This is a genomic window from Streptomyces fulvoviolaceus (genome assembly GCF_000718165.1).
Classification (GTDB): domain Bacteria; phylum Actinomycetota; class Actinomycetes; order Streptomycetales; family Streptomycetaceae; genus Streptomyces; species Streptomyces fulvoviolaceus.
On record NZ_JOEY01000003.1, the window covers coordinates 234157 to 254565 of the forward strand.

Sequence of the window (20409 nt, forward strand, 5' to 3'; positions counted from 1 at the left end):
CCGCGCCTTATTCTGGCCGCAGAGTGGATTCATTGATCCGTCTAGTGGACCGTTGGAGTTCTGGTGAAAGCAGCTGTCCTCACGGCGTCGGGCCGGGTCGAGACCGTCGGCGACTGGCCGGAGCCCGTCTGCGGCCCCCACGACGTCATCGTGGAGATGGGCGGTGTCGGCCTGTGCGGCAGCGACCTCGCCGTCTTCCACGGCAGACGACGGCCGCCCGTGCTGCCCTGGGTCATGGGTCACGAGGGCTTCGGACGGATCGCCGCCGTCGGCAGCGACGTCCGCGACCGCCAGGTGGACCAGCGAGTGGTCATCGAGCCCAACTACGCCTGCCTGAAGTGCGCGGACTGTCTCACTGGGTTGACGTCGGCCTGCCCGCACCGGGTCATCGTCGGCCTGAACGCCCCGGGCGTCCTCGCCGAACGCGTCGCCCTCCCCGCGCATTTCGCCCATCCCGTGGCGGACGGGCCGACCGGCGCCGACCTCGCTGCCACCGAGCCGTACACCGTGGCCAGGGCCGCCGTACGGCGCAGCGGCGTCACGGCCGCCGACCGCTGTCTGGTCGTAGGCGCCGGGGCCCAGGGGCTGCTGGTCTGCCTCATCCTGTCCCGCCTGGGCATCGAACCGGTCGTCACCGAACCCCACCTCCAACGGCTTGCCCGCGCCGAACGGCTGGGTGCGACACGCGACGACGCCCGTACCGGATTCACGTACGTCTTCGAGACCTCCGGCCACGCCCCCGCCCTGCGCCCTGCCGTGGAGCGGGCGGCGCCGGGCGCGACCGTCGTCCTGATCGGCCTCAATCCGCACCAACTGCCGCTCACCACCGACGACGTGGTCCGCCGCCAGCTCGTGCTCCGGGGCTCGATGATCTACGACCACCCCGGCGACTTCGCCGCGGCGATCACGGAACTGCCCCAGGCCCGGCCAGGGATGGTGATGGAGGCCCGCTTCCCATTCGGCGAGGCCCAAGAGGCGTTCGCCGGCGCCGCCGAACGCGCCGGGAAGACCTGGATCAGCATCCGTGATTCCGATGGGAGCGGGCATGCGTAAGTCGATCGCCACCGTCTGTCTCAGCGGCTCACTGACCGAGAAGCTGACCGCCACCGCCCGCGCGGGCTTCGACGGAGTCGAGATCTTCGAGAACGACCTGCTGGCCAGTCCCCTCACCCCTGAGGAGATCCGCGCCCGCTGCGCCGACCTCGGGCTCACCATCGACCTCTATCAACCGATGCGGGACGTCGAGGGCGTGCCCGAGGAGGAGTTCGTCCGCACTCTGCGCCGGGCGGAGCACAAGTTCGACGTCATGCGCAGGCTGGGGGCCGACACGCTCCTGGTGTGCTCCAGCGTCTCCCCGTGGGCCGTGGACGACGACGCCCTCGCCGCCGGGCAACTCGCCCGACTGGCCGACCTCGCCCAGGAGTTCGGCATCCGGGTCGCCTACGAGGCGCTCGCCTGGGGACGGCACGTCAGTACGTACGACCACGCCTGGCGCATCGTCGAGACGGCCGGCCACCCCGCGCTCGGCGTCTGCCTGGACAGCTTCCACATCCTCTCCCGGGGCTCGGAACCCAAGGACCTCGAAGGCATTGCGGACATCCCCGGCGAGAAGATCTTCTTCCTGCAGCTGGCGGATGCCCCGCTGATGGCCATGGACGTCCTGCAGTGGAGCCGCCACTACCGCTGCTTCCCGGGCCAGGGCGGCCTCGACGTGACGTCCTTCGTCCGCCACGTCGTGAACGCCGGTTATCGCGGCCCGCTCTCCCTGGAGGTCTTCAACGACGTGTTCCGGCAGGCCGACGCGGGGAGCACCGCCGTCGACGCGCTCCGCTCCCTGATCGCCCTGGAGGAGAGCGCGGGCCTCTCCCCGCTCCCGGCCCCGGTCGTGCCGTCGGGCGTCGCCTTCGCCGAACTCGCCACCGCCGACCCGCAGCCCGTGACCGAACTGCTGGCCGGACTCGGCTTCCGGCGCACCGGACGGCACACCGGAAAACCGGTGGAGCTGTGGGAGCAGGGCGACGCCCGCATCCTGCTGAACCACGGCACCGCCACCCGCGGCGACGGCACGGCCCTCACCGCCCTCGGCCTGGAGATCCCCGACCCGCGCGCCGCCGCCCACCGTGCGGAATCCCTGCTCGCCCCCGTCCTGCCCCGACGCCGCAGCGGTCAGGACGTCCCGTTGGACTCGGTTGCCGCACCCGACGGCACCGAACTGTTCTTCTGCGCCACCCGCCACCCCGAACACCCCGACTGGACGGGCGACTTCAAGGCAGAAGTCCACCCCCCACAAGCCGGCTCGGCGGACGGGAACATCACCGGCGTCGACCACGTGGCCCTCACCCAGCCCTGGCACCAATTCGACGAGGCCGTCCTCTTCCACCTCACCGTCCTGGGCCTGCGTCCGCACGAACGCGTCGACCTGGCCGACCCCTACGGGCTCTTCCGCAGCCGCGCCCTCTCCGGCGGCACGGACGGCGCTGCCGCCCCCCGGCTCGTGCTCAACCTGGCTCCCAGCCCGGCCGCGGAGACCGGAACCCGGGCCCAGCACATCGCCTTCACCACCGGCGACATCGTCACGGCCGCCCGCCGTATCCGTGCCGCCGGCGTGGAGCTGCTGAGAATCCCGTCCAACTATTACGAGGATCTCGACGCCCGCCACGCATTCGCCCCTGGCGAGCTGGACACTTATCGAGAACTTGGCATCCTTTACGACAGAGACGACCGCGGAGGCGAGTTCCGCCACTGCTACACCGCCACCGTGGGCCGCGTCTTCTTCGAGATCGTCCAACGAACCGGCGGCTACGGCGGCTACGGTGCGGCCAACGCTCCCGTCCGCCTCGCCGCACAGCGGCGATGACGACCGGGGGAGGGCGTCCATCCGCGCTCGCCGCGAGGGCCGTCGCCGACGGGTGACCTCCGTTCGTCGCCATCGGCGGCCCCTACGACGCTCCGGTGCGCTTCGCGGCGATCCGGCGTTTCGCGGACGTGAAGGGAGGCTGTACGAAGCGCAGCGCGTCCAAGGCGAACCCTTTGCGCAGCACCGGCTTGCGGTGGCTGAAGGTGGTGACGGAGTACTCGCCGTGGTAGGCGCCCATGCCGCTGGCGCCGACGCCGCCGAAGGGGAGGCTCGGCGCGCCGGCCTGGAGGAGGGCGACGTCCAGGCCGACGCCTCCTGACGATGACTCAGCCACGAAGAGCTCGCGGGTCGCCGCCGACGCGGTGAAGACATACAGCGCCAACGGCTTCTCACGCGCCGCGATGTGGTCGACGGCGGCACCCGGCGAAGCGACCGGCACAATGGGCAGCACGGGCCCGAAGATCTCCTCCTCCATGACCGCGGGGCCCTCCCCGGCCGCGCCCGGTCCGTCGAGGTGCAGGATCGTGGGGGAGAGGTAGCGGGTCGCCGCGTCGTGCCGGCCGCCGAACGCGACGGTGCCGTCGGCGAGGTATCCCACGAGACGGGCGTGGTGACGCTCGTTGACGATCCGGCCGTAGTCGGGGCTCTGCGCGGCGTCCTCACCCCACATCTCGGTCACGGCGGCGGCGATCGCCTCCGTCAGCGGAGCCACACGGTCGGGCGTGGTCAGGATGTAGTCCGGGGCGATGCAGGTCTGCCCCGCGTTCGTGAACTTGCCCCAGGCGAGGCGCCGCGCGACCTGGGCGAGGTGGGCGTCGTCGTCGAACCACACGGGGCTCTTGCCACCCAACTCAAGGGTCACCGGCGTCAGATGTCCTGCGGCCGCCCGCAGGACGATCTTCGCGACCTGTCCGTTGCCCGTGTAGAAGATGTGGTCGAACCGCTGCCGCAGCAGCTCCGTCGTCTCGTCGACGCCGCCCTCCACGACGCGTACCGCGCGCGGATCGAGGTACTTCGGTACGAGTTCCGCGAACGTCGACGAGACCTGCGGAGCGAGTTCGCTCGGCTTCAGCACGACGGCGTTACCGGCGGCGATCGCGCCCACCAGAGGCGCGAGGAGAAGCTGCACGGGGTAGTTCCACGGGGCGATGACCAGGACGACCCCGAGCGGTTCGGTGACCAGCCGGGCGCTCGCCGGCGCCAGGCCCAGGGGGAGCCGTGCCCGCCGGGGCCGGACCCAGCGCCGGAGATGGCGTCGCGTGTGCGCGATGTCCGACAGCGTGCCTCCGATCTCGGTGATCTGAGCTTCCGTCGCGCTCTTGTGCAGGTCCTGCCACAGGGCTTGTTCGATGGTGGGACGGTTCTCCGTCAACAGGGCGGCGAGCGCGGATAGTTGACCGGAGCGCCACGCGAGGTCACGTGTGGCGCCGGTCCGGAAGTACTCCCGCGCATCGGCGACGGTCGCCGCGATGCCGGTGCGCAGTGTGGATGTTGACATGGTGTGATCCCCGAGGGCTAGGAGTCGGCGGTCGAGGAATCGGCGGCGATCGGAGGGCGCCCGGCGTGCGGATTCGCGTGGTACTTGTCGGGGCCGAGGCTGTGGACGTCCCAGCCGTTCGGGTACACGCGCTTGGCCAGGCCCTCCAGCGGGTGCTCCTCGCCCGGCTGCGGGTCCGGAAGCGGCTTGGAGCCCATCCGCTTCATCATGGCGTTCGACAGCGCCGTCCGTGCCTTGCCCGGGAGCTTGAGGCCGCACGCCCTGAGCTGGCGCGGGTCCACCTGCGCGACCAGGAGCCAGACGATCACCCGCCCGATCACCGGGGGCATGAGATCGGGCATCCAGGCGAGGAAGGCCTTCGCGACCTGCTCGTTGTAGGGGTAGTAGTACACCTTCTCGTCGAGGTACTTCTCGTAGAACTCCTCGACCTCGGCGAGCGAGTCCGGAAGCGGCTTGTGTGAGCCGAACAGGCGCGCTTCCTTGCTCTGCTGGATGCGGAACGCCTCGCGTTCCTTGTCGGTGACCTTGCGCCAGCCGAACCTGTCGGCGATGCGGACCGGGGTGAGCGTGTTGTCCGCCGCGACGGCGATGAAGTCCTCCTGCACGATGTCGTAGCGGCGGTGCATCTCGTTGACCTTCTTGCCCGCCACGCGTGACGGCCCGGGTCCGAAGCCGTGCTGGTGGACGACGTGGTGGAACAGGGCGGTGTCGATGCTCCGCTTCTCGGTGTTGCGCTCCACCTCGCGCGCGACCTCGTGGACCTTCGACATGGTCGGCGCGGCGAAGGTGATCATATTGCCGGTGATCATCTGGATCGCCAGCAGGGAGCCGAAGTCCTGGCGGAACAGGTCGACTATCCGCTGGTGATCGGTCGCGGGATCGAGTGTCTCGATCTCCCGGACCCGGCGGTACCGGTCGTCCTCCTGACGTGTACGGCGTCCCATCTCTGCCCTCTCGATCTGCCACGGGAGTCAACGCTGCGACGGTCCGACGACCCTCGCCCCAAAAACAGTACGGTGTTCTATTTTCTTGGGCAAGGGTTAGGGTGTGGCCATGCCACCGGGCCGGAAGTACGCGAAGGGAGCGGCGAAGCGAGAGGAAGTGCTCGACGCCGCGCTCGAGCTCATCACTCAACGCGGCTGGGACGCGGTGACGATCCGAGAGCTCGCCTCGATCGTTGGACTGAGCCCGACCGCTCTGGTGCACCACGTCGGCAGCAAGGACGAACTCCTCCTTGAACTGCTTCGTCGCCGTGACCGGCCGGGCGGACGGTCCTACGAGGAACTCGACGCCGACGCGGGCTTCCGTCTGATGCTTTCCGGGCTCCAGGAGAACCGGCGGGTGTCCGGTCTGAGTGAGCTGTACATCCGCCTGTCGGCCGAAGCCACGGCCCCGGATCACCTCGCTCACGAGTTCTTCCGGGATCGGTACCGCAATCTGGGGCAGACCGGGGTGCGGGCGTTCACCGAGGTCGAGGACGCCGGACGCCTCCCGGACGGCATCGATCCCGCGACAGCCGCGCTCATGGTGATCGGGATGATCGACGGCCTCGAACTCCAGTCGTTCTTCCGCCCCGAGATCGACGTCGTCACGCAGGTCCAAGCCGTCTTGCGGTTGCTAGGAGTCGACGTGGATCGCCTGCTCGACGACATCCCCTCCACCGAGGACGCGGTCTCGGCCGATATTCACCACACGGCAGGACCGGAGTAGGCCGACGACGGCCCGACCCTCACCGCCGATGCGAGCCGGATGCTCCCGTCCGCTCCCCGCTACGCCGCCGTTTCGGCTTTCGGACTGTTCCTGTCGGCGCACGCGTCTCTCCAGCCAGGTACAGGCGTACGTTCCCAGCCACTTGGTCGCCACAGGGCCAGGGCTCGCCGGGTCCCGCACACATGTCGTGCCGGGCAGGTCAGGGCTCTCGGACATCGATCTCACCCATCTCTCCGGTCCGGTGCCGTGGACCAGCCGATGAGGGCGCCGCGGAGTGCGGCCACCAGACGGGAGGCGGCCTCGTCCTCGGTGCGTCCGCTCTTGATGAGGTCGAGGATGTCGCGGGGGTCGAACAGGGCGTTCCACAGGTACAGGGCTTCGTCCCCGAGGTCGCCGAGTCCGAGGTCCTGGGTGGTCTGCCGCAGGGGTTCGGTGAGCGCTTCGGCCTGTGGTGCGAGATAGCCGGTGTTCTCGCGCAGGCGTTCCAGGTAGCCGCGGTGCGAGCGCATCTGCGCCATCGCGCCGCCGTGTTCGAGGACGAGCGTCACCCAGTAGCGGGACACCGCCTCCAGCCGCTGCATGCCGCGGGTGGTCTGCGCCGCGCTGAAGTCGCGCAGTTCGGAGCCGACTTGAGCCCGGAAGGCGTGCAGGACCTCCTCGACGGAGGCGAAGTGCCGGTAGGCCGTGGCGGTGGAGACCTGGGCGCGTTTGGCGATCTCGGCCAGGCTGACCGGGGTCGGTGAGTTCTCGAACAACTCCGCGGCGGCCTTGACGAGCTGCCTGCGGTTGCGCTGGGTGTCACTGCGCATGGGTCGGCTCCCCGGTGGCATGGAGACGGCGTTCACCGAAGGTCCGTGAGGCCGTGGGCCAGACGACGGACGCCCTCGGTGATGGACTCCGCGTCGGCAGCGTACGACAACCGCAGGTGCCCCTCGCCCCGGGCGCCGAACTCGCCGCCCGGCCGGACGGCAACGCCGTACGTCGTGCGCAGGGCCGCCACGACCTCGGCCGACGGCAGATCGAGGTCGTACCGGGGGAACTGGTAGAACGCGCCTTCGGGGGAACTGAGTGTGAGGCCCGGGATCCTGGCGAGTTCCGTCCTCATGATCTCGCCGCGCGCCTCGTACTCCGCGCGCATCCTGGCGATGTCGGTGTCGCAGGTGCGTACGGCGACGAGTGCGGCGTCCTGGATGAACGTGTTCACCGAGCCGTTGAACGTGTTGTGGATGCGTGCGGCAGCCTGGATCAGCGGTGAGGGGCCCCAGAGGTAGCCCACACGCCAGCCGGTCATCGCGTAACTCTTGGAGAAGGTCTGGCAGTAGACCGTACGGTCGCGCAGGCCGTCGAGCGAGAGGGCGGAGGTGAACGGGCGGCCGGTGAAGTCCAGGTCGGCGTACGCCTCGTCGGAGATGACGAGCGTGGGCGTGCCGTCGAGCAGGTCGGCGAGCGCCTCCAACTCGGCCCGGCTGTGCACGATTCCGGTCGGGTTGCTCGGGTTGCAGAACACGAAGAGCTTCGCGCCGTCGAGGGCGTCGGCCAGTCGATCGAGGTCCCAGTGCAGGTCGGGGGCGAGCGGGACGGGGACGACGACGCCGCCTGCCATGCTGACGAGGTCGGCGTAGAGGGAGTACGTGGGGTCGGGGATGACCACCTTGTCGCCGGGGTCGACGATGCCGAGGATCGACGCGGCGAGACCCGCGGTGCCGCCCTGGGTGATCAGGATGTCGGCGGCGGAGACGGGGGTGCCGGCGATGCCGGTGAGCTTCTCGGCCAGTGCTTCGCGCAACGCCGGTTCGCCCAGCAGCGGCGAGTAGTGGGTGCGTCCGGCGCGCAGCGAGGCTTCCGCCGCCTCGGTGACCTGCTGCGGCGTGTCGAAGTCGGGTTCGCCCATGGCGAGGGAGACGAGGTCGCCTCCGGACTGCGGCTGCTGGGTCCGGCGGGAGGCGGCGGCGATCCGGGCGACGGCCGCGGCGGGCGCGAACGAGGGCAGCGGGGCGGTGGTGGTGACGGTGGGCGGCATGCGCTCCTCCTGGAGGCAGGGGGTGGTCAGTCCTGGGGGTCGGCGCCGGCGGCTCAGGCCGGGGGTGAGGCGTCGGCCGGGCGGGCCTGGGGTCCCGGGTCGCCGGGTCGCGCCTCGGGTACGGCATCGGCGGGAGCGCCCGCCCAGCGGCTGATCTCGAGGTCGGCCGAGGTGTCGCGCTGCCGGGTCGGGGCGACGACGATCTCCTGGAGGACGACCCGCTGGGGCAGCATGACCGCGAGGCGGATGGCCTCCGCCACGTCCTCCGGCCGCAGTATGTGGGCGCGTTCCTCCGGCACCGGCGGCCGGGCGCGGTTGTCGAGGATCGGGGTGTCCGCCTCGCCGGGCAGCACGGTGATGGCTCGCAGGCCCTGGTTGCGGAAGGTGTTGTGCAGGAAGGTCATGAAGTTGCGGACCCCTGCCTTGGCCGCCCCGTAGGCGGCCCCGCCGAGCAGGTTGGGGTTGACGGCGGCGAGCGAGGAGACCGTGACGATCGTTCCGCCGCCGCGGCCGAGCATGTCGGGCAGCACGGCCTGGGTGAGCTGGAAGACCGCCGTGAGGTTCACGTCGAGGACCTGGCGCCACTCCTCGTGCGGCAGCCACTGCGGGTTGAGCACCGATGAGGCGCTTCCCGCGTTGTTGACGAGGACGTCGACCGGGCCGAGTTCGGCGTGGATCCGGTCGATGACACGCGTCACGTCGTCGGCGCGGGTGATGTCCGCCGCGAGGGCGAGGGCCGTCCCTCCCTCGGCGCGGATGGTTGCCTCGGCCTTGTCGAGCGCCTCCTGGCGGCGGCCGACGAGGACGACGGCGAGGCCGTCCCGGGCGAGCAGGCATGCGGTCTCCAGGCCCATTCCGCTGCCGGCGCCTGTGATGAGCGCGGTCCGCGTCACCGTTCCTCCTCCAGGTGAGATGTCCGTATCGAGAGACCCATATCAATTGAGAATAGTTTCTCACCTATGGGGAGATCAAGTGCCCCGTGAAACCGAGCGCCCCGAACGCCTCGGCCGTCGCCAACTCCAGCGCCCGCACCTCGCTCTCCCGCTCCGCGGACTGGCGTACCGAGGTCTCCCGGTCGACCCACCGGAACCGCAGTTCCCGACCCGGCCCGGCCTGCCCGAGCAGTGGGAGCGAAGCCCGCGAGGCGACCCCTACGATCGGGTAGCCCGCCGTCAGACTCCGGTACCGGCCGAGGACGATCAGCTCGTCCGCGTGCGGGATCTGGAGCGCCCCGACCGGCACCCCGTGCGACACGATCTCCGTGTCCGTGTCCGGGTGCAGCACCGGCCCGTCGAGCCGCAGGCCGACGTGGTTCGAGCGGGCGGTGACGACGTACGACGACTCCGCGATCAGCTCGCGGACCCCGGGGATCGAGCGGGCGCCGTAGCTCTCGACGACGTCGACGAACCAGGGACCCTCCGCGCAGCGCAGGACGGGGACGGGCAGCCGGAAGAGCGGGGGAGTGAAGTGGCTGTGCCCGAATCCCCGGAATCCGGACTCCAGTTGGACCCGCTGCCCGAGGCTCTGCGTGAAGCCCATCCGCGCGTCCGGGGCCGCGCTGCCCAGCAGGGTCTCCGCCGCGAGCGCACCGCCTACCGCCAGATAATTTCGGGCGCCAAGACCCATGTCGCCGCGCACGCGGACCTCCTGGCCCGCCGGCACCACCACCGGCGACCAACTGGCCATGGGCGCGCCGCCGACGGTGACCCGGGCTGGGGCACCGGTCACGGCGACCAGGACGTCGGCGTCCGGCACGAACGCCAGCTCGCCGCCGAGGTTCTCGATCAACGTGGCGTCCCGCGGGTTGCCCACCAGGACGTTCGCCACGGCCGCCGAGTGCTGGTCGGCCGCGCCTCCGGTGGGGACGCCGCGGCGTTCGGTGTCGCGCCGGCCGAGGTCCTGGAACGTGGTGACCCAGCCTGTGCCGGTGATGTCGAGCCCCACGGTTCTCATACGCGCACCTCCTCCGGCGTCAGGAAGCCCGCGTCCAGCGCCGCCGCCTCGTCCCGCGTGACCGGCACGAACCGCACGATGTCGCCCGTGCCGAACGACACCGGGTCCGGGCGGGAGATGTCGACGATGGTGTGCGGGGTGCGCCCGACCACCCGCCAGCCGGTAGGTCCGGGGAACGGCTGAATGATCGCGTTGGTACCCGCGATCATGATCGCTCCGGGCGCCACGTCGGTACGCGGCTCGGCCCGTCGCCGTACCGGCCGGGGCACTTGGAGCCCGTCCATCATCGGAGCCATCGCGGCACCCAGCAGCGAGATCGTGAACGTGGACTCCGCGATCGCGTCGACCACTTCGGCGGGCGCCAGGCCCACCTCCTCGGCGACGGAGCGCAGATCGGGTCCCGTCTCCTCGTCGAACACGACCGGAATGGCGAACCGCAGAGCCGTACGCGCGCGTGCCGACCGCTGCTCGGCCGGCATCCGCCCTGCCAGCAGTCGTATCGCGTACTCGACGTGCTGGGGTGCGGTCGCCAGCGGGTCGTACTCGACGAGCAGCGACTCTAGGCCGGAGACGACATCGACCATACCGGGCGGGCGATGCGCCAGGAACCGCTCGCGGAAGTCGACGATCGCGGTCCTGCGGACCACCGGGTCGGGGTGGGGGACGGTCACCATCACCGCCGAGTCCCCGAAGGGCTCGACGGTGACGGCGGGGAACTGTGCGGCGGCCATGGAGCTCAGACCAGTACTTTCGCCTTCTCGGCCAACACATCCTTCAGCCCTGTGACGTTGACACCCGCCGCGTCCAACCCGGCCCGCAGCGCAGTGCCGTTGGCGAGCACGGAGGGGTGGTCGCCGTGCAGAAGGAGTACGTCGACGTCATGGCCGAGCGGTACGACGTTGCCGTCCACCGAGCGCACGGTGCCCTCCCGTACGACCTGCACGCAGCGCTCGCCGATGACCTCGGGGTCGTGGATCAGGCCCTGTTCGTGCGAGCGCGGGACGGGCATGCCGTCGTCGCCGTAGCCGCGGTCGGCGAGGAAGACGTATCCCACGTCGAGGCCGCGCTTGCGTGACTCCTCGGCGAGCAGGCCGCGTTGACAGATGACGATGTAGTCCTTGTTGTACGCGGCGATCGCGTCCGTGATGGCGCGGGCGTGCTTGGCGTCGGTCTGCGCTATCGAGCCCATCCGGCCGTGCGGGGCGACATGGCTGATGGTGCCGCCGTGTACGCGTGCGAAGGCGTCGAGCGCGCCGAGCTGGTAGAGGACGTCGGTGCGGATCTCCTCCTCCGACGCCTCGATGAGCCGGCGGCCGAAACCGACGAGGTCGGGGTAGCCGGGGTGGGCGCCCAGTTCGATGCCGCGCTCGACGCAGTCGGCGACGGTCCGGTCCATGATGCGCGGGTCACCGGCGTGGAAGCCGCAGGCGATGTTCGACGCGGTGACGAGGCCGAGCAGGGCGGCGTCGTCACCGATCGTGTAGTTGCCGAAGCTCTCGCCGAGGTCGGCGACGACTGCTACCGAGTTGATTCCGGATGCCATGGTGTGTCTCCCGAAGTGCGGTTCGGTTCAGTGGGACGCGAGCGGCCGGCCCTTGGTCTCGCGCAGGAACGCCACGGTGACCAGGGTGATCGCGGCGGTGATGATCGCGGCGAACGCCGGTATGAGGTTGGACCCCGTCGACTCGATCAGTTCGGTCATCAAGAGCGGGGCACTGCCGCCGAATATGATCGTCGAGATGCTGAAGCCGATGCTGTACGCGGAATAGCGCACGCTGGTCGGGAACATCTCGGCGAGCACGGTGTGCACCACCGCGGCGTGACCGGAGAAGGCTATGGCCAGTACGGCGGTGCCGATACACGCGAGCCCGAACTCGCCGGTGGTGATGAGCAGGAACATCGGGTACGAGACCAGGCCCATGGCGACGGCGGAGATGGCGAGCACGGGCTTGCGGCCGATACGGTCCGACAGCCGCGCCATGAGCGGAATGCTGATCACGATCGCGACCAGGCTGCACGCCGTGACCATGAGCGCCCGCACCATCGAGAAGTTCTGGTCGCCGAGCGAGGTCTTCAGGTAGGTCGGCATGTAGGCGAACAGCAGGTAGTAGCCGGGGCCGTTGAGCGCGGGAAGGAAGATCGTGAGCACGATCGCCTTCAGGTGCCGCTTGGAGGTCAGCGCCTCTCTGAGTGGGTTGCGGGCGACGGTCTTCTGCTCGCGCAGGGCCGCGAAGTGCGGGGTCTCCTCCAGCTTGCTGCGGATGTAGAAGCCGACGTAACCGAGCGGCACGGCGACCAGGAACGGGATCCGCCAGCCCCAGGAGGTCATCGCGTCGTCGCCGAGTGCTGTGATGAGGACGGCGGAGAGGGTGCTGCCGAACATGAGGGCCACGAACGAGCCGACGGCGATGAAGCTCATCATGTAGTTGCGGCGCGCGTCCGGCGCGTACTCGCCGACGAACGACATGGCGCCCGCCACCTCGCCGCCCGCCGAGAAGCCCTGGAGCACCCGGAGCAGGACCAGAAGGGCGGGCGCGGCGACGCCGATGGCGGCGTGGGAGGGGATGAGGCCGATCGCGGCGGTCGCTCCGGAGATGAGCACCAGCAGAGTGGCCAGGAGCGTCTTGCGCCCGAGCTTGTCACCGAGGTACCCGCAGATCACGCTGCCGAAGGGGCGAGCGAGGAAGCTGATCAGGAAACCGACGTTGGTGAGGAAGAGCCCTCCGGCACCGGCATCGCCCATGATGTTGAGCGCGAGATAGGTGACGAGCAGGCCGTAGATGCCGTAGTCGTACCACTCCACGAAGGAGCCGATGGCCCCCGCGACGGTGGCCTTGCGGACGACCTTGTCCTGTGCGGTGACGGCGTCGACCGCTGTCTGTGGCTGGTCTGACGTGGAGTGGAGCCGATCTGACGTTGCCATGGATTCACTTTCGGTGTCGCGGACTCCGGAACGGTGTCCTGGGAAACGTGCGCTGCGTCCTCGTCGTGGGGAGGCGACGACGGCGCTTCGGCGGAGTTGGGTGGCTCGGCGTTTCAGCACGTACCGGAGCCAAGCTGCGACTTGGGTCGCGAATGAGAATAGGTTCGCATTCTCGGACTGGTCAAGGGTCGGAGTTGCGTCCGTGTCAACCTTGCGATTCCGCCATGTTTCCTAGGTTGTTGCAGTTGATCCGGCCCTCGTGGCCTCTTGTCCCGTGGCGTGGGTGGATGCAGACTGGCATCTCGAAACGTGAAAGATTTCGCACTTTTGGGAAAGGGGCCTGCGATGACCCAGGACAACGTGCGCGTCACCACGGGGTGGGAACGTGTCGACCGGTACGTGCTCGACCAGATCCGCGAGCACTCCGTGGCCAACCTCGGCGACGCCCTCGACCGGCTGAACATCGCTGACGGGGGCATCGCGCCCATCTGGAACGGGGCCAGGGCCGTCGGCACCGCGCTCCCCGTGCTCACCGTCGCGGGCGACAACAAAGCGGTGATCGCCGCACTCGAGCACATCCGCCCCGGCGATATCCTCGTCATCAACGCCTTCGGCTACGAGGGCCGCGCCATCATCGGCGACAACCTCGCCCAGCGGTTCGACGTGTACGGCGCCGTCGGTGCGGTTGTCGACGGCTACGTGCGCGACGGCGCGATCATCGAGAAGCTCGGCGTTCCGGTCTTCGCGCGCGGGCTGACGCCCGCCGGCCCCTTCAAGAACGGGCCGGGCGCCATCGGTGAATCCGTCGCCATCGGTGGGGTCGTGGTGAACCCCGGGGACATCGTCGCCGCCGACGCCGACGGCGTGATCGTCATCCCCCCGCACCGCGCCGAGGAGGCCCTTGCGGCGGTCAAGGAGATCGTCGCCCGCGAGGCCGACCTGGACGCCGAGGTCGAGGCGCTGCGGAAGCGGGTCGCCTGATGGGAACGGTGGGCAGGCTCCGGGTCGCCGTCGCCGCGCCGCTGTCCGAGGAGAACTGCGCGCGCGTCCGGGAGCTGGAGCCGCGGATCGATCTCGTCGTCGACCAGGCGCTCCTCCCGCCGATGCGCTGGCCCGCCGACTTCGCCGGCGATCCGGCCTGGCGGCGCACGCCGCGACAGCAGCGCGCATACGAGGTGCTTCTCGACTCCGCCGACGCGCTGTATGGCATCCCCGACGTGGACCCCTCCGCGCTGGCGCGAGCGGTCCGCGCCAACGGGCGGCTGCGCTGGGTGCACACTATGGCGGCCGGCGGCGGCAGCCAGGTCAAGGCGGCGGGACTCAGCTCCGAAGAGCTCGACCGGGTCGCGTTCACCACCTCGGCCGGTGTGCACGGGCAGCCGCTCGCCGAGTTCGCCGTCTTCGGTGTGCTCGCGGGAGCCAAGGACCTGCCCCGTCTGAGCCGCCAGCAGGGCGACCACGAGTGGGGCGGTCGCTGGACGATGAGGCTGGTGAGCGAGCAGACCGTGCTCGTGCTCGGCCTCGGTGGGATCGGCCGGGTCGTTGCCGCGAAACTGCATGCGCTGGGCGCGAGGGTCGTCGGTGCGAGCAGGCGGGACATCGATGTCCCCGGCGTGGCCGAGGTCGTGCATCCCGGCCGTCTCGTCGAGGTGGCGCCCAGGGTGGACGCCGTCGTCAACACGCTCCCCGGCACCGCGGCGACCGAGCACTTGCTCGACAAGCGGTTCTTCGACGCTCTCCGGCCCGGCGCGACCCTTGTCAATGTCGGGCGGGGGAACGTCGTCGACGAAGCCGCCCTGATCGACGCCCTCGACCACGGCCGGGTCGGCTTCGCCGCGCTGGACGTCTTCGAGACGGAACCGCTGCCCGCCGACAGCCCGCTCTGGGACCACGACCACGTGCTGGTGAGCCCCCACACCGCCGCTCTCAGCGCCGCGGAGGACCGTCTCATCGCCGAACTCTTCGCCAGCAACGCCGGCCGGCTCCTCGACGGACGCGGCCTGCTCAACCGGGTGAACACCGTCGAGTTCTACTGACCTGTGAGGACTGTCGAGTTGTGCTGACCGACCGGGGAGGAGACACACCCCCATGTCCTCACCGGCCGAGTCGCCCTGGTCACCGGTTCCAGCAGTGGCATCGGACTCGGTATCGCCGAGGGACTCGCGGACGCTGGTGCCACGATCGTCCTCAACGGAGTGGATCCGGACCGTCTGGGGCGACGCGCACCACACTCGCCGCGCGGTTCGGGGACGACCGGGTCGCGGTAGGGGCCTTCGACATCGCGAATGGGTGCTCAGCGCAGCCGGCCCGTCGGGTTTCAAGGCCGTTGGAAAATGGTCACCTCACGGCTGTAGAGGACGAACGAGCGGGACGGGTCGTAGAAGCCGTCTGTCTCGGCGGAATGCTCCCGCAGTGACCGCTCGTAGGAGGGGAAGTGGGTTAGCGCCTCGTCCGGGGAGTCGTAGTACAGGGCGGCGACTCCTTCGTACACGTGCTTGTCCCTGCCGCCGAAGTGGCGCAGTGCCTTTTCGGCTCCTGAGACTTGCCGGTGCTGGACGTAACCGCGCAGCGCCGCCGCTTGTGGCTCGTCCGACGCCAGCACCTTCTCGTGGGCGGTCTGCCACCGCTCGGTGAAGCTGTCCAGATCCAACCCTTCGGACATGTGAAGGAAGTGCAGCACCTTCACCTGGCCCTCGTCCTCGGGCGCCGGCGGGGGCATGAGTACCGAAGGACGGGCCAGCAGGGCCAGGGCGCTGGGCATGTCGTTGAAGTGGGCGCCGTCGGGGCCGATGACCTCGCGTGTGTACGGGGCGGCCATCGTGGCGGCCAGTGCTTCCATGTTCTCGAAGTGCAGCTCGGTGACGGAGTCCCGGCCGAAGTCGGTCAGGTGCGTCGGGTCCTCCTCGCTGCCGAATGACGCGTCGAAGACGTGGTTCTGGACGTAGCGTCGAACGTGCAGGGGATTCTCGGCGGCCAGCGATCCGTGCACGTGCTGCAGGTAGTGCAGGAATGCGTGTTGTGTCATTCCCGGCTTGCGGCGGATGGCGGCGATCAGGTTCAGCATGTTTCTCCAGCGCGAAGGGCGGCGATCGGCATCGCGGTGGTCGTCGCGATGCCGATCTCGATGGGTTCGTTGTTCTCGCGGTTCTTGTGGTTCTTGTGGCGGATCGGCGTCGCGGCCGTTCAGCGTGCCATGTGCTCGATCGGTTCCGGGGCGGACACTGGTCGGTGCCTGCGGGCGGAGAGGCCGAGCCCGACGGCGCCGATCGACCCGGCGACCGCGAGTACGCCCATGGCGCCTGCCAGGCTGCCGACGGCGGAGGTGAGCGCGAGCACCACGAGCGGGCAGATGAACTGGCCGATGAAGAAGGAACCCGTCCACAGTCCGGTGCCGCGGCCGCGGTCGGCGTACTCGAGCTTGGACATGGCGAGGGTGAGGAGACTCGGCAGCATGATGCCGCCACCGAAGCAGTTGATCACAGCACCGATGGTCAGAACGACAGGGTTGGGCGCGAGCCAGATCACGGCGAAGCCGAGGGCGCACAGGGCGAAGACAGTGGGCAGCCAGGCGGCCGGGCTGCGGCCGGTCTTGGTAAAGACACCCGCGCCGATCACGGTCGCGACGCTGGAGGCGGCGATGGCCAGCCCGATCTTGCCGGGCTCGGTCACGCCCATGTCGTCAAGGAGGAAAGCCATCTCCACCTGGACGGTGTAGAAGAGGATGGCGCCGAAGACGGTCAGTGCGCACGTTCCGGCCAGCGGTCGCCAGGGGAAAGGCCGCTTGGCCGGCTCCGGGGCGGCGGGGGAGGGCTCGTTCGTGCGGGCGGCCGGTCGCGGCTTGGGTAGGAAGGCAGCCATGGCGGGGGCGAGCAGCAAGCTCACGGCGTAGGCCCAGAACGGTGTGCGCCAGCCTGCCGATCCGGCCGCGCCGCCCAGCGCGAAGAAGGCCGTCGCGGAGATCGAGGCGCACATCGTCTGCAGGGCGAGGTAGCGGTCGCGTTGTCGGCCGGAGTAGTAGTCGCCGATCAGCGTGGTGCAGCAGGTCATGATGGCGGCTTCGGCGACGCCGACGAGGGCGCGGCTGGCGACGATCGCGCCGAGGGAGTCCAGCCACAGGGGGGCGGTGCCGAGGATCGCGTAGAGCACGGTGGCGATGACGAGCAGGCGTTTGCGCCCGAGACGGTCGACGATCACGCCGGCGAAGGGGGCCAGCAGGGCGAGGGAGAGCGCGGGAATGGTCAGGGCCATCGGGACCAGCGCCTCGACGCCCGGCGCGTTGGCGAAGTGGTCGTGCATCTGCGGCAGGACGGGGGCGATGAGCACGGCGCCCAGGATGGGCAGGCAGCTGCCGGTCATCAGCAGCGTGATCCGCAGCAGGTGGCCGGGACCGGACACGGTCTGCTCGGACGGCGCACCCTCGACGACCGAGGTCAGGGACGAGGACGGGAGCGGGGGCACGGATGGAGGCATGCGGGAACTCCACGTGGCGTGTTGGGAGAGGGAGGTCCTCCGGCGGCCCGGCCGGCACGCTTGCGAGGCTGCCCGGAGCGCGATGGCGGGGCGGGAGCGCGGGGCACCGAACGGCTGCGGTGAGGTCGCGCAGGGCCGGGGTACCCGACGCCTGCGTCGGCCCGACGGCGGTGATGGGGCGGCTCCGGCGCCGGGTTGAGATGACTATGGGCCACCCGGGAGGTCCTGCCTAGCCCCCGTCCGATCGAGATCGAACATGCTGATCATTCACGTCTTGGATGCCGCAGGACAGGACCGGGTGCCCCGCACGCTACCCGGATGTGGCTGCGGCTTCCTCCAGGCCGGGCGTTCCCTCTCCGGGCAGGCGGGCGAGGGCGAGGCGCAGGAACGCCTGGGCCGCGGGTGAGGTCGGGGCCGGGTCGCGGTGGGCGAGGGCCAGGGGCTGGAGTGCCTGCGGGTCGTCGAGGCGCAGGACGCAGTCGGCGTGGTCGTCGGGGACGATGGCCTCGGCCACCGGGCGGGGTACGACGGTCACCCCGATGCCCTCGAACGCCAGCGAGGTGAGGTCTCCCGCGCTGCGCAACGCGCAGACGCCCCGGCGGCGTGCTCGTGCGCGGTCGAACGCGGCGTCCACCTGCACGCGCAGTCCGGTGTCCGGACCGCATTCGAGGAAGCGTTCGTCGGCCAGCTTCGCCAGGTCCGTGACGCCGGTCCCGCGCAGCCGGTGCCGACGGCCCACTACGGCCACGAGCGGCACGAGGCGGAGCAGGTGGTACTTGATGCCCGGGGGCAACTGGTGCTCGTGCAGGGCGATCACGGCGACCTCGAGTTCACCGGTGAGGAGCTGGGCGGCGGCCTCCACCCCGTCGGCGTCGGACAGGGTGACCTCCACCGCGGGGTACGCCTCCTGGTACTCCCTCAGCAGGCCGAGCTGGTCGATGTCCCCCGCCGTGAGCGTCACCGAGCCGATGCGCAGCCGCCCTCGCACGGGGCCGTCGAGCGAGGCGATCTCGGCGTGCATCTCCTGCACCGCCTTGAGTACCCGCCGCGCACAGGCGACGAAGGTCTGGCCGGCCTGGGTCAGCCGGACGTTGCGGCTCGTCCGTTCGAACAGCCGGGCCCCGACCTCCCGCTCGAGCTGGGTGATCTGGTGGCTGAGCCCGGACTGCCCGATGCGGCAGCGCGCCGCGGCCCGGGTGAAGTTGAGCTCGTCGGCGATGGCCACCGCGTACTCCATCTGCCGCAGATCCATCGAAGACTCCGATCATTTCGTGCGTGTTTCAGTGTTGGACGCCGGAGACGCATCGGGAGCACCATGGCCCGGGACGAGCTGTTCAGCTTGGTTCTATGAGGCCCGAACCCGCAGCGGGGCGCTGCTGTCGACGGCTATCGATCACATTCTTCGCTTGATCCAACCTTGCCACAGGGGAGAAAGCCATGGCCACTGCAACGACGCAGCCGATCGGGACGCCCGGGCAGCAGCCCGTGAGTACCCAGCCGCCTCCGGAGACCATGCAGTTCCCGGACACTCCGAAGTTCCGGGGGTTCTTCGCCCCGTCACGGATCGAGGCGGAGGTCTACGACCTTGAGGTCGAGGGCTGCATACCCCCTGAGCTGTCCGGCGCCTTCTACCGCGCCGCCGCCGACACCCAGTACCCCCCGCGGTTCCCGAACGACGTGTACATCAACGGCGACGGCATGATCCACATGGTGCGCTTCGAGAACGGGCACGCGGATCTGAAGACCAAGTACGTCCGCACCAAACGCTTCGAGCTCGAACGCCAGGCCCGCCAGGCCCTCTTCGGTGCCTACCGCAACCCGTACACCGACGAGCCGTCCGTCCTTGGCATCGACGACGGCAACGCCAACACCTCGATCATCTGGCACGCCGGCAAGCTGCTCGCGCTCAAGGAGGCGGCCCTCCCGTACGAGCTGGACCCGGTGACGCTGGAGACGCGGGGCGTCTACGACTTCTCCGGCCAGATCCCGGGGCGTACCTTCACCGCCCACCCCAAGCACGACCCGCGCACAGGCGAACTGATCGCCTTCGCCTACAACGCCACCGGTCTGCCGGACAAGCAGATCCACATCTACGAGATCTCCGCCTCCGGCAAGGTGACCCGCTCGCAGACCTTCGAGGTCCCCTATTCCTCGATGGTGCACGACTGGCTGGTCACCCGGGACCACTTCGTCTTCACCATCTCGCCGATGGTCGCCGACCCGGAGCAGCTGAAGCGGGAGGCCCAGTACTTCGTCTGGGACCCGAACCAGGAGACCTACGTGGCGATCATCCCGCGAGAGCAGGGCGTGAGCGGCGTCAAGTGGTTCCGGAGCGAGCAGCTCATGGAGACGCACTCGTTGAACGCCTGGACGGACGGCGACACCCTGGTCGCCGACCACTTCACCACCAAGTCTGGCTGGTTCTCCCAGTTCCCGATCACGACCGTCGGTCCGCTGCCCGAGAAGCCCCCGTTCCTGCACCGCTGGACCTTCGACCTTGCCCAGGGCGCCGCCCACTGGGACGACGCCGTCGACACCTACCGCAGCGAGCAGCTCATCGCCTCGCCCGGTGACATGCCCCGGGTCGACCCGCGCATCCTGATGGAGAAGAACCGGCACGCATGGATCGGCGGGATGCACCCCGACGTGCCGAAGTGCGAGGTCGGCCCGATGGGCCCGCCCTTCAACTCCCTGATCCACCGCGACGACCACACCGGTGAGACGACCTTCTGGGCGCCGGGCGAGCAAGCCGCGCCCGAGGAGCCGGTGTTCGTCCCGAAGTCGGCGGACGCCGGCGAGGGCGAGGGCTACCTGCTGGCGCTGATCGGCCGCCGCGACCAGAACCGGCACGACCTGGTGATCCTCGATGCCCTGGACATCGCAGCCGGCCCCGTCGCCACCGTGAAGATCCCCTTCCGGCTCCGGTACGGCTTCCACGGCACCTGGGTTCCCGACAGCGAGCTGAGCAAGTGAGCGGG

At 69.8% G+C, this 20409-nt stretch carries 18 protein-coding genes and 1 pseudogene; 7 read left to right on the top strand and 12 right to left on the bottom strand.

Annotated elements, in window-relative coordinates; all coding sequences use genetic code 11:
• Nucleotides 1-63 precede the first annotated feature (63 nt).
• A complete protein-coding gene (locus IG08_RS0104875; RefSeq protein WP_030596660.1) occupies nucleotides 64-1053 on the top strand; it encodes a zinc-dependent alcohol dehydrogenase in 990 nt (329 codons plus the stop codon).
• Nucleotides 1046-2857: a bifunctional sugar phosphate isomerase/epimerase/4-hydroxyphenylpyruvate dioxygenase family protein gene (locus IG08_RS0104880; RefSeq protein WP_030596662.1), complete on the top strand. Its 1812-nt coding sequence runs from the start codon at nucleotides 1046-1048 to the stop codon at nucleotides 2855-2857. The genes IG08_RS0104875 and IG08_RS0104880 overlap by 8 nt, the downstream gene beginning before the upstream one ends.
• Before the next feature lie 82 nt (nucleotides 2858-2939).
• On the opposite strand, the gene IG08_RS0104885 is transcribed toward IG08_RS0104880, so the two are convergent.
• Entirely contained in the window at nucleotides 2940-4355 is a 1416-nt protein-coding gene (locus tag IG08_RS0104885; protein WP_030596664.1) for an aldehyde dehydrogenase family protein, read from the bottom strand.
• Between the two features lie 17 nt (nucleotides 4356-4372).
• Nucleotides 4373-5299, bottom strand: coding sequence for an oxygenase MpaB family protein (locus tag IG08_RS55660; protein ID WP_052424487.1), 927 nt, complete (start codon nucleotides 5297-5299; stop codon nucleotides 4373-4375).
• A 109-nt stretch (nucleotides 5300-5408) separates the two neighbouring features.
• On the opposite strand from IG08_RS55660, the gene IG08_RS0104895 reads away from it, so the two are divergent.
• The gene (locus IG08_RS0104895) at nucleotides 5409-6065 is read left to right on the top strand and encodes a TetR/AcrR family transcriptional regulator (protein WP_078655445.1); all 657 of its coding nucleotides are present in this window, start codon (nucleotides 5409-5411) and stop codon (nucleotides 6063-6065) included.
• Nucleotides 6066-6286: 221 nt separating this feature from the next.
• Here the strand turns inward: IG08_RS0104895 and IG08_RS0104900 are convergent, their stop codons facing one another.
• The 7 genes from IG08_RS0104900 to IG08_RS0104930 all read right to left on the bottom strand — a co-directional run bounded on the left by IG08_RS0104900 (nucleotide 6287) and on the right by IG08_RS0104930 (nucleotide 12961).
• Nucleotides 6287-6874 carry a TetR/AcrR family transcriptional regulator gene (locus IG08_RS0104900; protein WP_030596670.1) on the bottom strand — a complete coding sequence of 196 codons (588 nt, stop codon included), beginning with the start codon at nucleotides 6872-6874 and terminating at the stop codon, nucleotides 6287-6289.
• 32 nt (nucleotides 6875-6906) lie between these two features.
• Nucleotides 6907-8085 carry a pyridoxal phosphate-dependent aminotransferase gene (locus IG08_RS0104905; protein WP_030596672.1) on the bottom strand — a complete coding sequence of 393 codons (1179 nt, stop codon included), beginning with the start codon at nucleotides 8083-8085 and terminating at the stop codon, nucleotides 6907-6909.
• A gap of 53 nt (nucleotides 8086-8138) precedes the next feature.
• Entirely contained in the window at nucleotides 8139-8978 is an 840-nt protein-coding gene (locus IG08_RS0104910) for an SDR family oxidoreductase (RefSeq protein WP_267964955.1), read from the bottom strand.
• Between the two features lie 64 nt (nucleotides 8979-9042).
• Complete coding sequence (locus IG08_RS0104915; RefSeq protein ID WP_030596675.1) at nucleotides 9043-10038, bottom strand: 5-oxoprolinase subunit C family protein; 996 nt, start codon at nucleotides 10036-10038, stop codon at nucleotides 9043-9045.
• Nucleotides 10035-10769: a 5-oxoprolinase subunit B family protein gene (locus tag IG08_RS0104920; protein WP_030596677.1), complete on the bottom strand. Its 735-nt coding sequence runs from the start codon at nucleotides 10767-10769 to the stop codon at nucleotides 10035-10037. Before IG08_RS0104920 ends, IG08_RS0104915 begins: the two co-directional genes overlap by 4 nt.
• Nucleotides 10770-10774: 5 nt before the next feature.
• Nucleotides 10775-11581, bottom strand: coding sequence for a LamB/YcsF family protein (locus tag IG08_RS0104925; RefSeq protein WP_030596679.1), 807 nt, complete (start codon nucleotides 11579-11581; stop codon nucleotides 10775-10777).
• A gap of 27 nt (nucleotides 11582-11608) precedes the next feature.
• Complete coding sequence (locus tag IG08_RS0104930) at nucleotides 11609-12961, bottom strand: MFS transporter (protein WP_030596681.1); 1353 nt, start codon at nucleotides 12959-12961, stop codon at nucleotides 11609-11611.
• A gap of 345 nt (nucleotides 12962-13306) precedes the next feature.
• On the opposite strand from IG08_RS0104930, the gene IG08_RS0104935 reads away from it, so the two are divergent.
• From IG08_RS0104935 to IG08_RS61130, 3 genes and pseudogenes are all read left to right on the top strand, one after another.
• Complete coding sequence (locus IG08_RS0104935; RefSeq protein ID WP_030596682.1) at nucleotides 13307-13942, top strand: RraA family protein; 636 nt, start codon at nucleotides 13307-13309, stop codon at nucleotides 13940-13942.
• Nucleotides 13942-14997: a D-2-hydroxyacid dehydrogenase gene (locus IG08_RS0104940; protein WP_030596683.1), complete on the top strand. Its 1056-nt coding sequence runs from the start codon at nucleotides 13942-13944 to the stop codon at nucleotides 14995-14997. The genes IG08_RS0104935 and IG08_RS0104940 overlap by 1 nt, the downstream gene beginning before the upstream one ends.
• Before the next feature lie 75 nt (nucleotides 14998-15072).
• Nucleotides 15073-15156: pseudogene (locus IG08_RS61130) on the top strand (gluconate 5-dehydrogenase); the annotation flags it as partial.
• A 122-nt stretch (nucleotides 15157-15278) separates the two neighbouring features.
• Here the strand turns inward: IG08_RS61130 and IG08_RS0104945 are convergent.
• The 3 genes from IG08_RS0104945 to IG08_RS0104955 all read right to left on the bottom strand — a co-directional run bounded on the left by IG08_RS0104945 (nucleotide 15279) and on the right by IG08_RS0104955 (nucleotide 18683).
• On the bottom strand, nucleotides 15279-16025 hold the full coding sequence (locus IG08_RS0104945) for an EthD domain-containing protein (protein ID WP_030596684.1): 747 nt from the start codon (nucleotides 16023-16025) through the stop codon (nucleotides 15279-15281).
• A 119-nt stretch (nucleotides 16026-16144) separates the two neighbouring features.
• Nucleotides 16145-17431: an MFS transporter gene (locus IG08_RS0104950; protein ID WP_030596685.1), complete on the bottom strand. Its 1287-nt coding sequence runs from the start codon at nucleotides 17429-17431 to the stop codon at nucleotides 16145-16147.
• A gap of 310 nt (nucleotides 17432-17741) precedes the next feature.
• Nucleotides 17742-18683 carry a LysR family transcriptional regulator gene (locus IG08_RS0104955; protein ID WP_030596687.1) on the bottom strand — a complete coding sequence of 314 codons (942 nt, stop codon included), beginning with the start codon at nucleotides 18681-18683 and terminating at the stop codon, nucleotides 17742-17744.
• Between the two features lie 185 nt (nucleotides 18684-18868).
• On the opposite strand from IG08_RS0104955, the gene IG08_RS0104960 reads away from it, so the two are divergent.
• A complete protein-coding gene (locus tag IG08_RS0104960; protein ID WP_234342804.1) occupies nucleotides 18869-20404 on the top strand; it encodes a carotenoid oxygenase family protein in 1536 nt (511 codons plus the stop codon).
• Nucleotides 20405-20409 lie beyond the last annotated feature (5 nt).

Bases quoted from the DNA above. Each gene is read 5' to 3' on its own strand.
- IG08_RS0104960 (WP_234342804.1), top strand. From the start codon at position 18,869: ATGGCCACTGCAACGACGCAGCCGATCGGGACGCCCGGGCAGCAGCCC.
- IG08_RS0104880 (WP_030596662.1), top strand. From the start codon at position 1,046: ATGCGTAAGTCGATCGCCACCGTCTGTCTCAGCGGCTCACTGACCGAG.
- IG08_RS0104905 (WP_030596672.1), bottom strand. From the start codon at position 8,085: ATGCCGCCCACCGTCACCACCACCGCCCCGCTGCCCTCGTTCGCGCCC.
- IG08_RS0104945 (WP_030596684.1), bottom strand. From the start codon at position 16,025: ATGCTGAACCTGATCGCCGCCATCCGCCGCAAGCCGGGAATGACACAA.
- IG08_RS0104930 (WP_030596681.1), bottom strand. From the start codon at position 12,961: ATGGCAACGTCAGATCGGCTCCACTCCACGTCAGACCAGCCACAGACA.
- IG08_RS0104955 (WP_030596687.1), bottom strand. From the start codon at position 18,683: ATGGATCTGCGGCAGATGGAGTACGCGGTGGCCATCGCCGACGAGCTC.
- IG08_RS0104885 (WP_030596664.1), bottom strand. From the start codon at position 4,355: ATGTCAACATCCACACTGCGCACCGGCATCGCGGCGACCGTCGCCGAT.
- IG08_RS55660 (WP_052424487.1), bottom strand. From the start codon at position 5,299: ATGGGACGCCGTACACGTCAGGAGGACGACCGGTACCGCCGGGTCCGG.
- IG08_RS0104940 (WP_030596683.1), top strand. From the start codon at position 13,942: ATGGGAACGGTGGGCAGGCTCCGGGTCGCCGTCGCCGCGCCGCTGTCC.
- IG08_RS0104920 (WP_030596677.1), bottom strand. From the start codon at position 10,769: ATGGCCGCCGCACAGTTCCCCGCCGTCACCGTCGAGCCCTTCGGGGAC.
- IG08_RS0104915 (WP_030596675.1), bottom strand. From the start codon at position 10,038: ATGAGAACCGTGGGGCTCGACATCACCGGCACAGGCTGGGTCACCACG.
- IG08_RS0104895 (WP_078655445.1), top strand. From the start codon at position 5,409: ATGCCACCGGGCCGGAAGTACGCGAAGGGAGCGGCGAAGCGAGAGGAA.
- IG08_RS0104925 (WP_030596679.1), bottom strand. From the start codon at position 11,581: ATGGCATCCGGAATCAACTCGGTAGCAGTCGTCGCCGACCTCGGCGAG.
- IG08_RS0104935 (WP_030596682.1), top strand. From the start codon at position 13,307: ATGACCCAGGACAACGTGCGCGTCACCACGGGGTGGGAACGTGTCGAC.
- IG08_RS0104950 (WP_030596685.1), bottom strand. From the start codon at position 17,431: ATGCCTCCATCCGTGCCCCCGCTCCCGTCCTCGTCCCTGACCTCGGTC.
- IG08_RS0104900 (WP_030596670.1), bottom strand. From the start codon at position 6,874: ATGCGCAGTGACACCCAGCGCAACCGCAGGCAGCTCGTCAAGGCCGCC.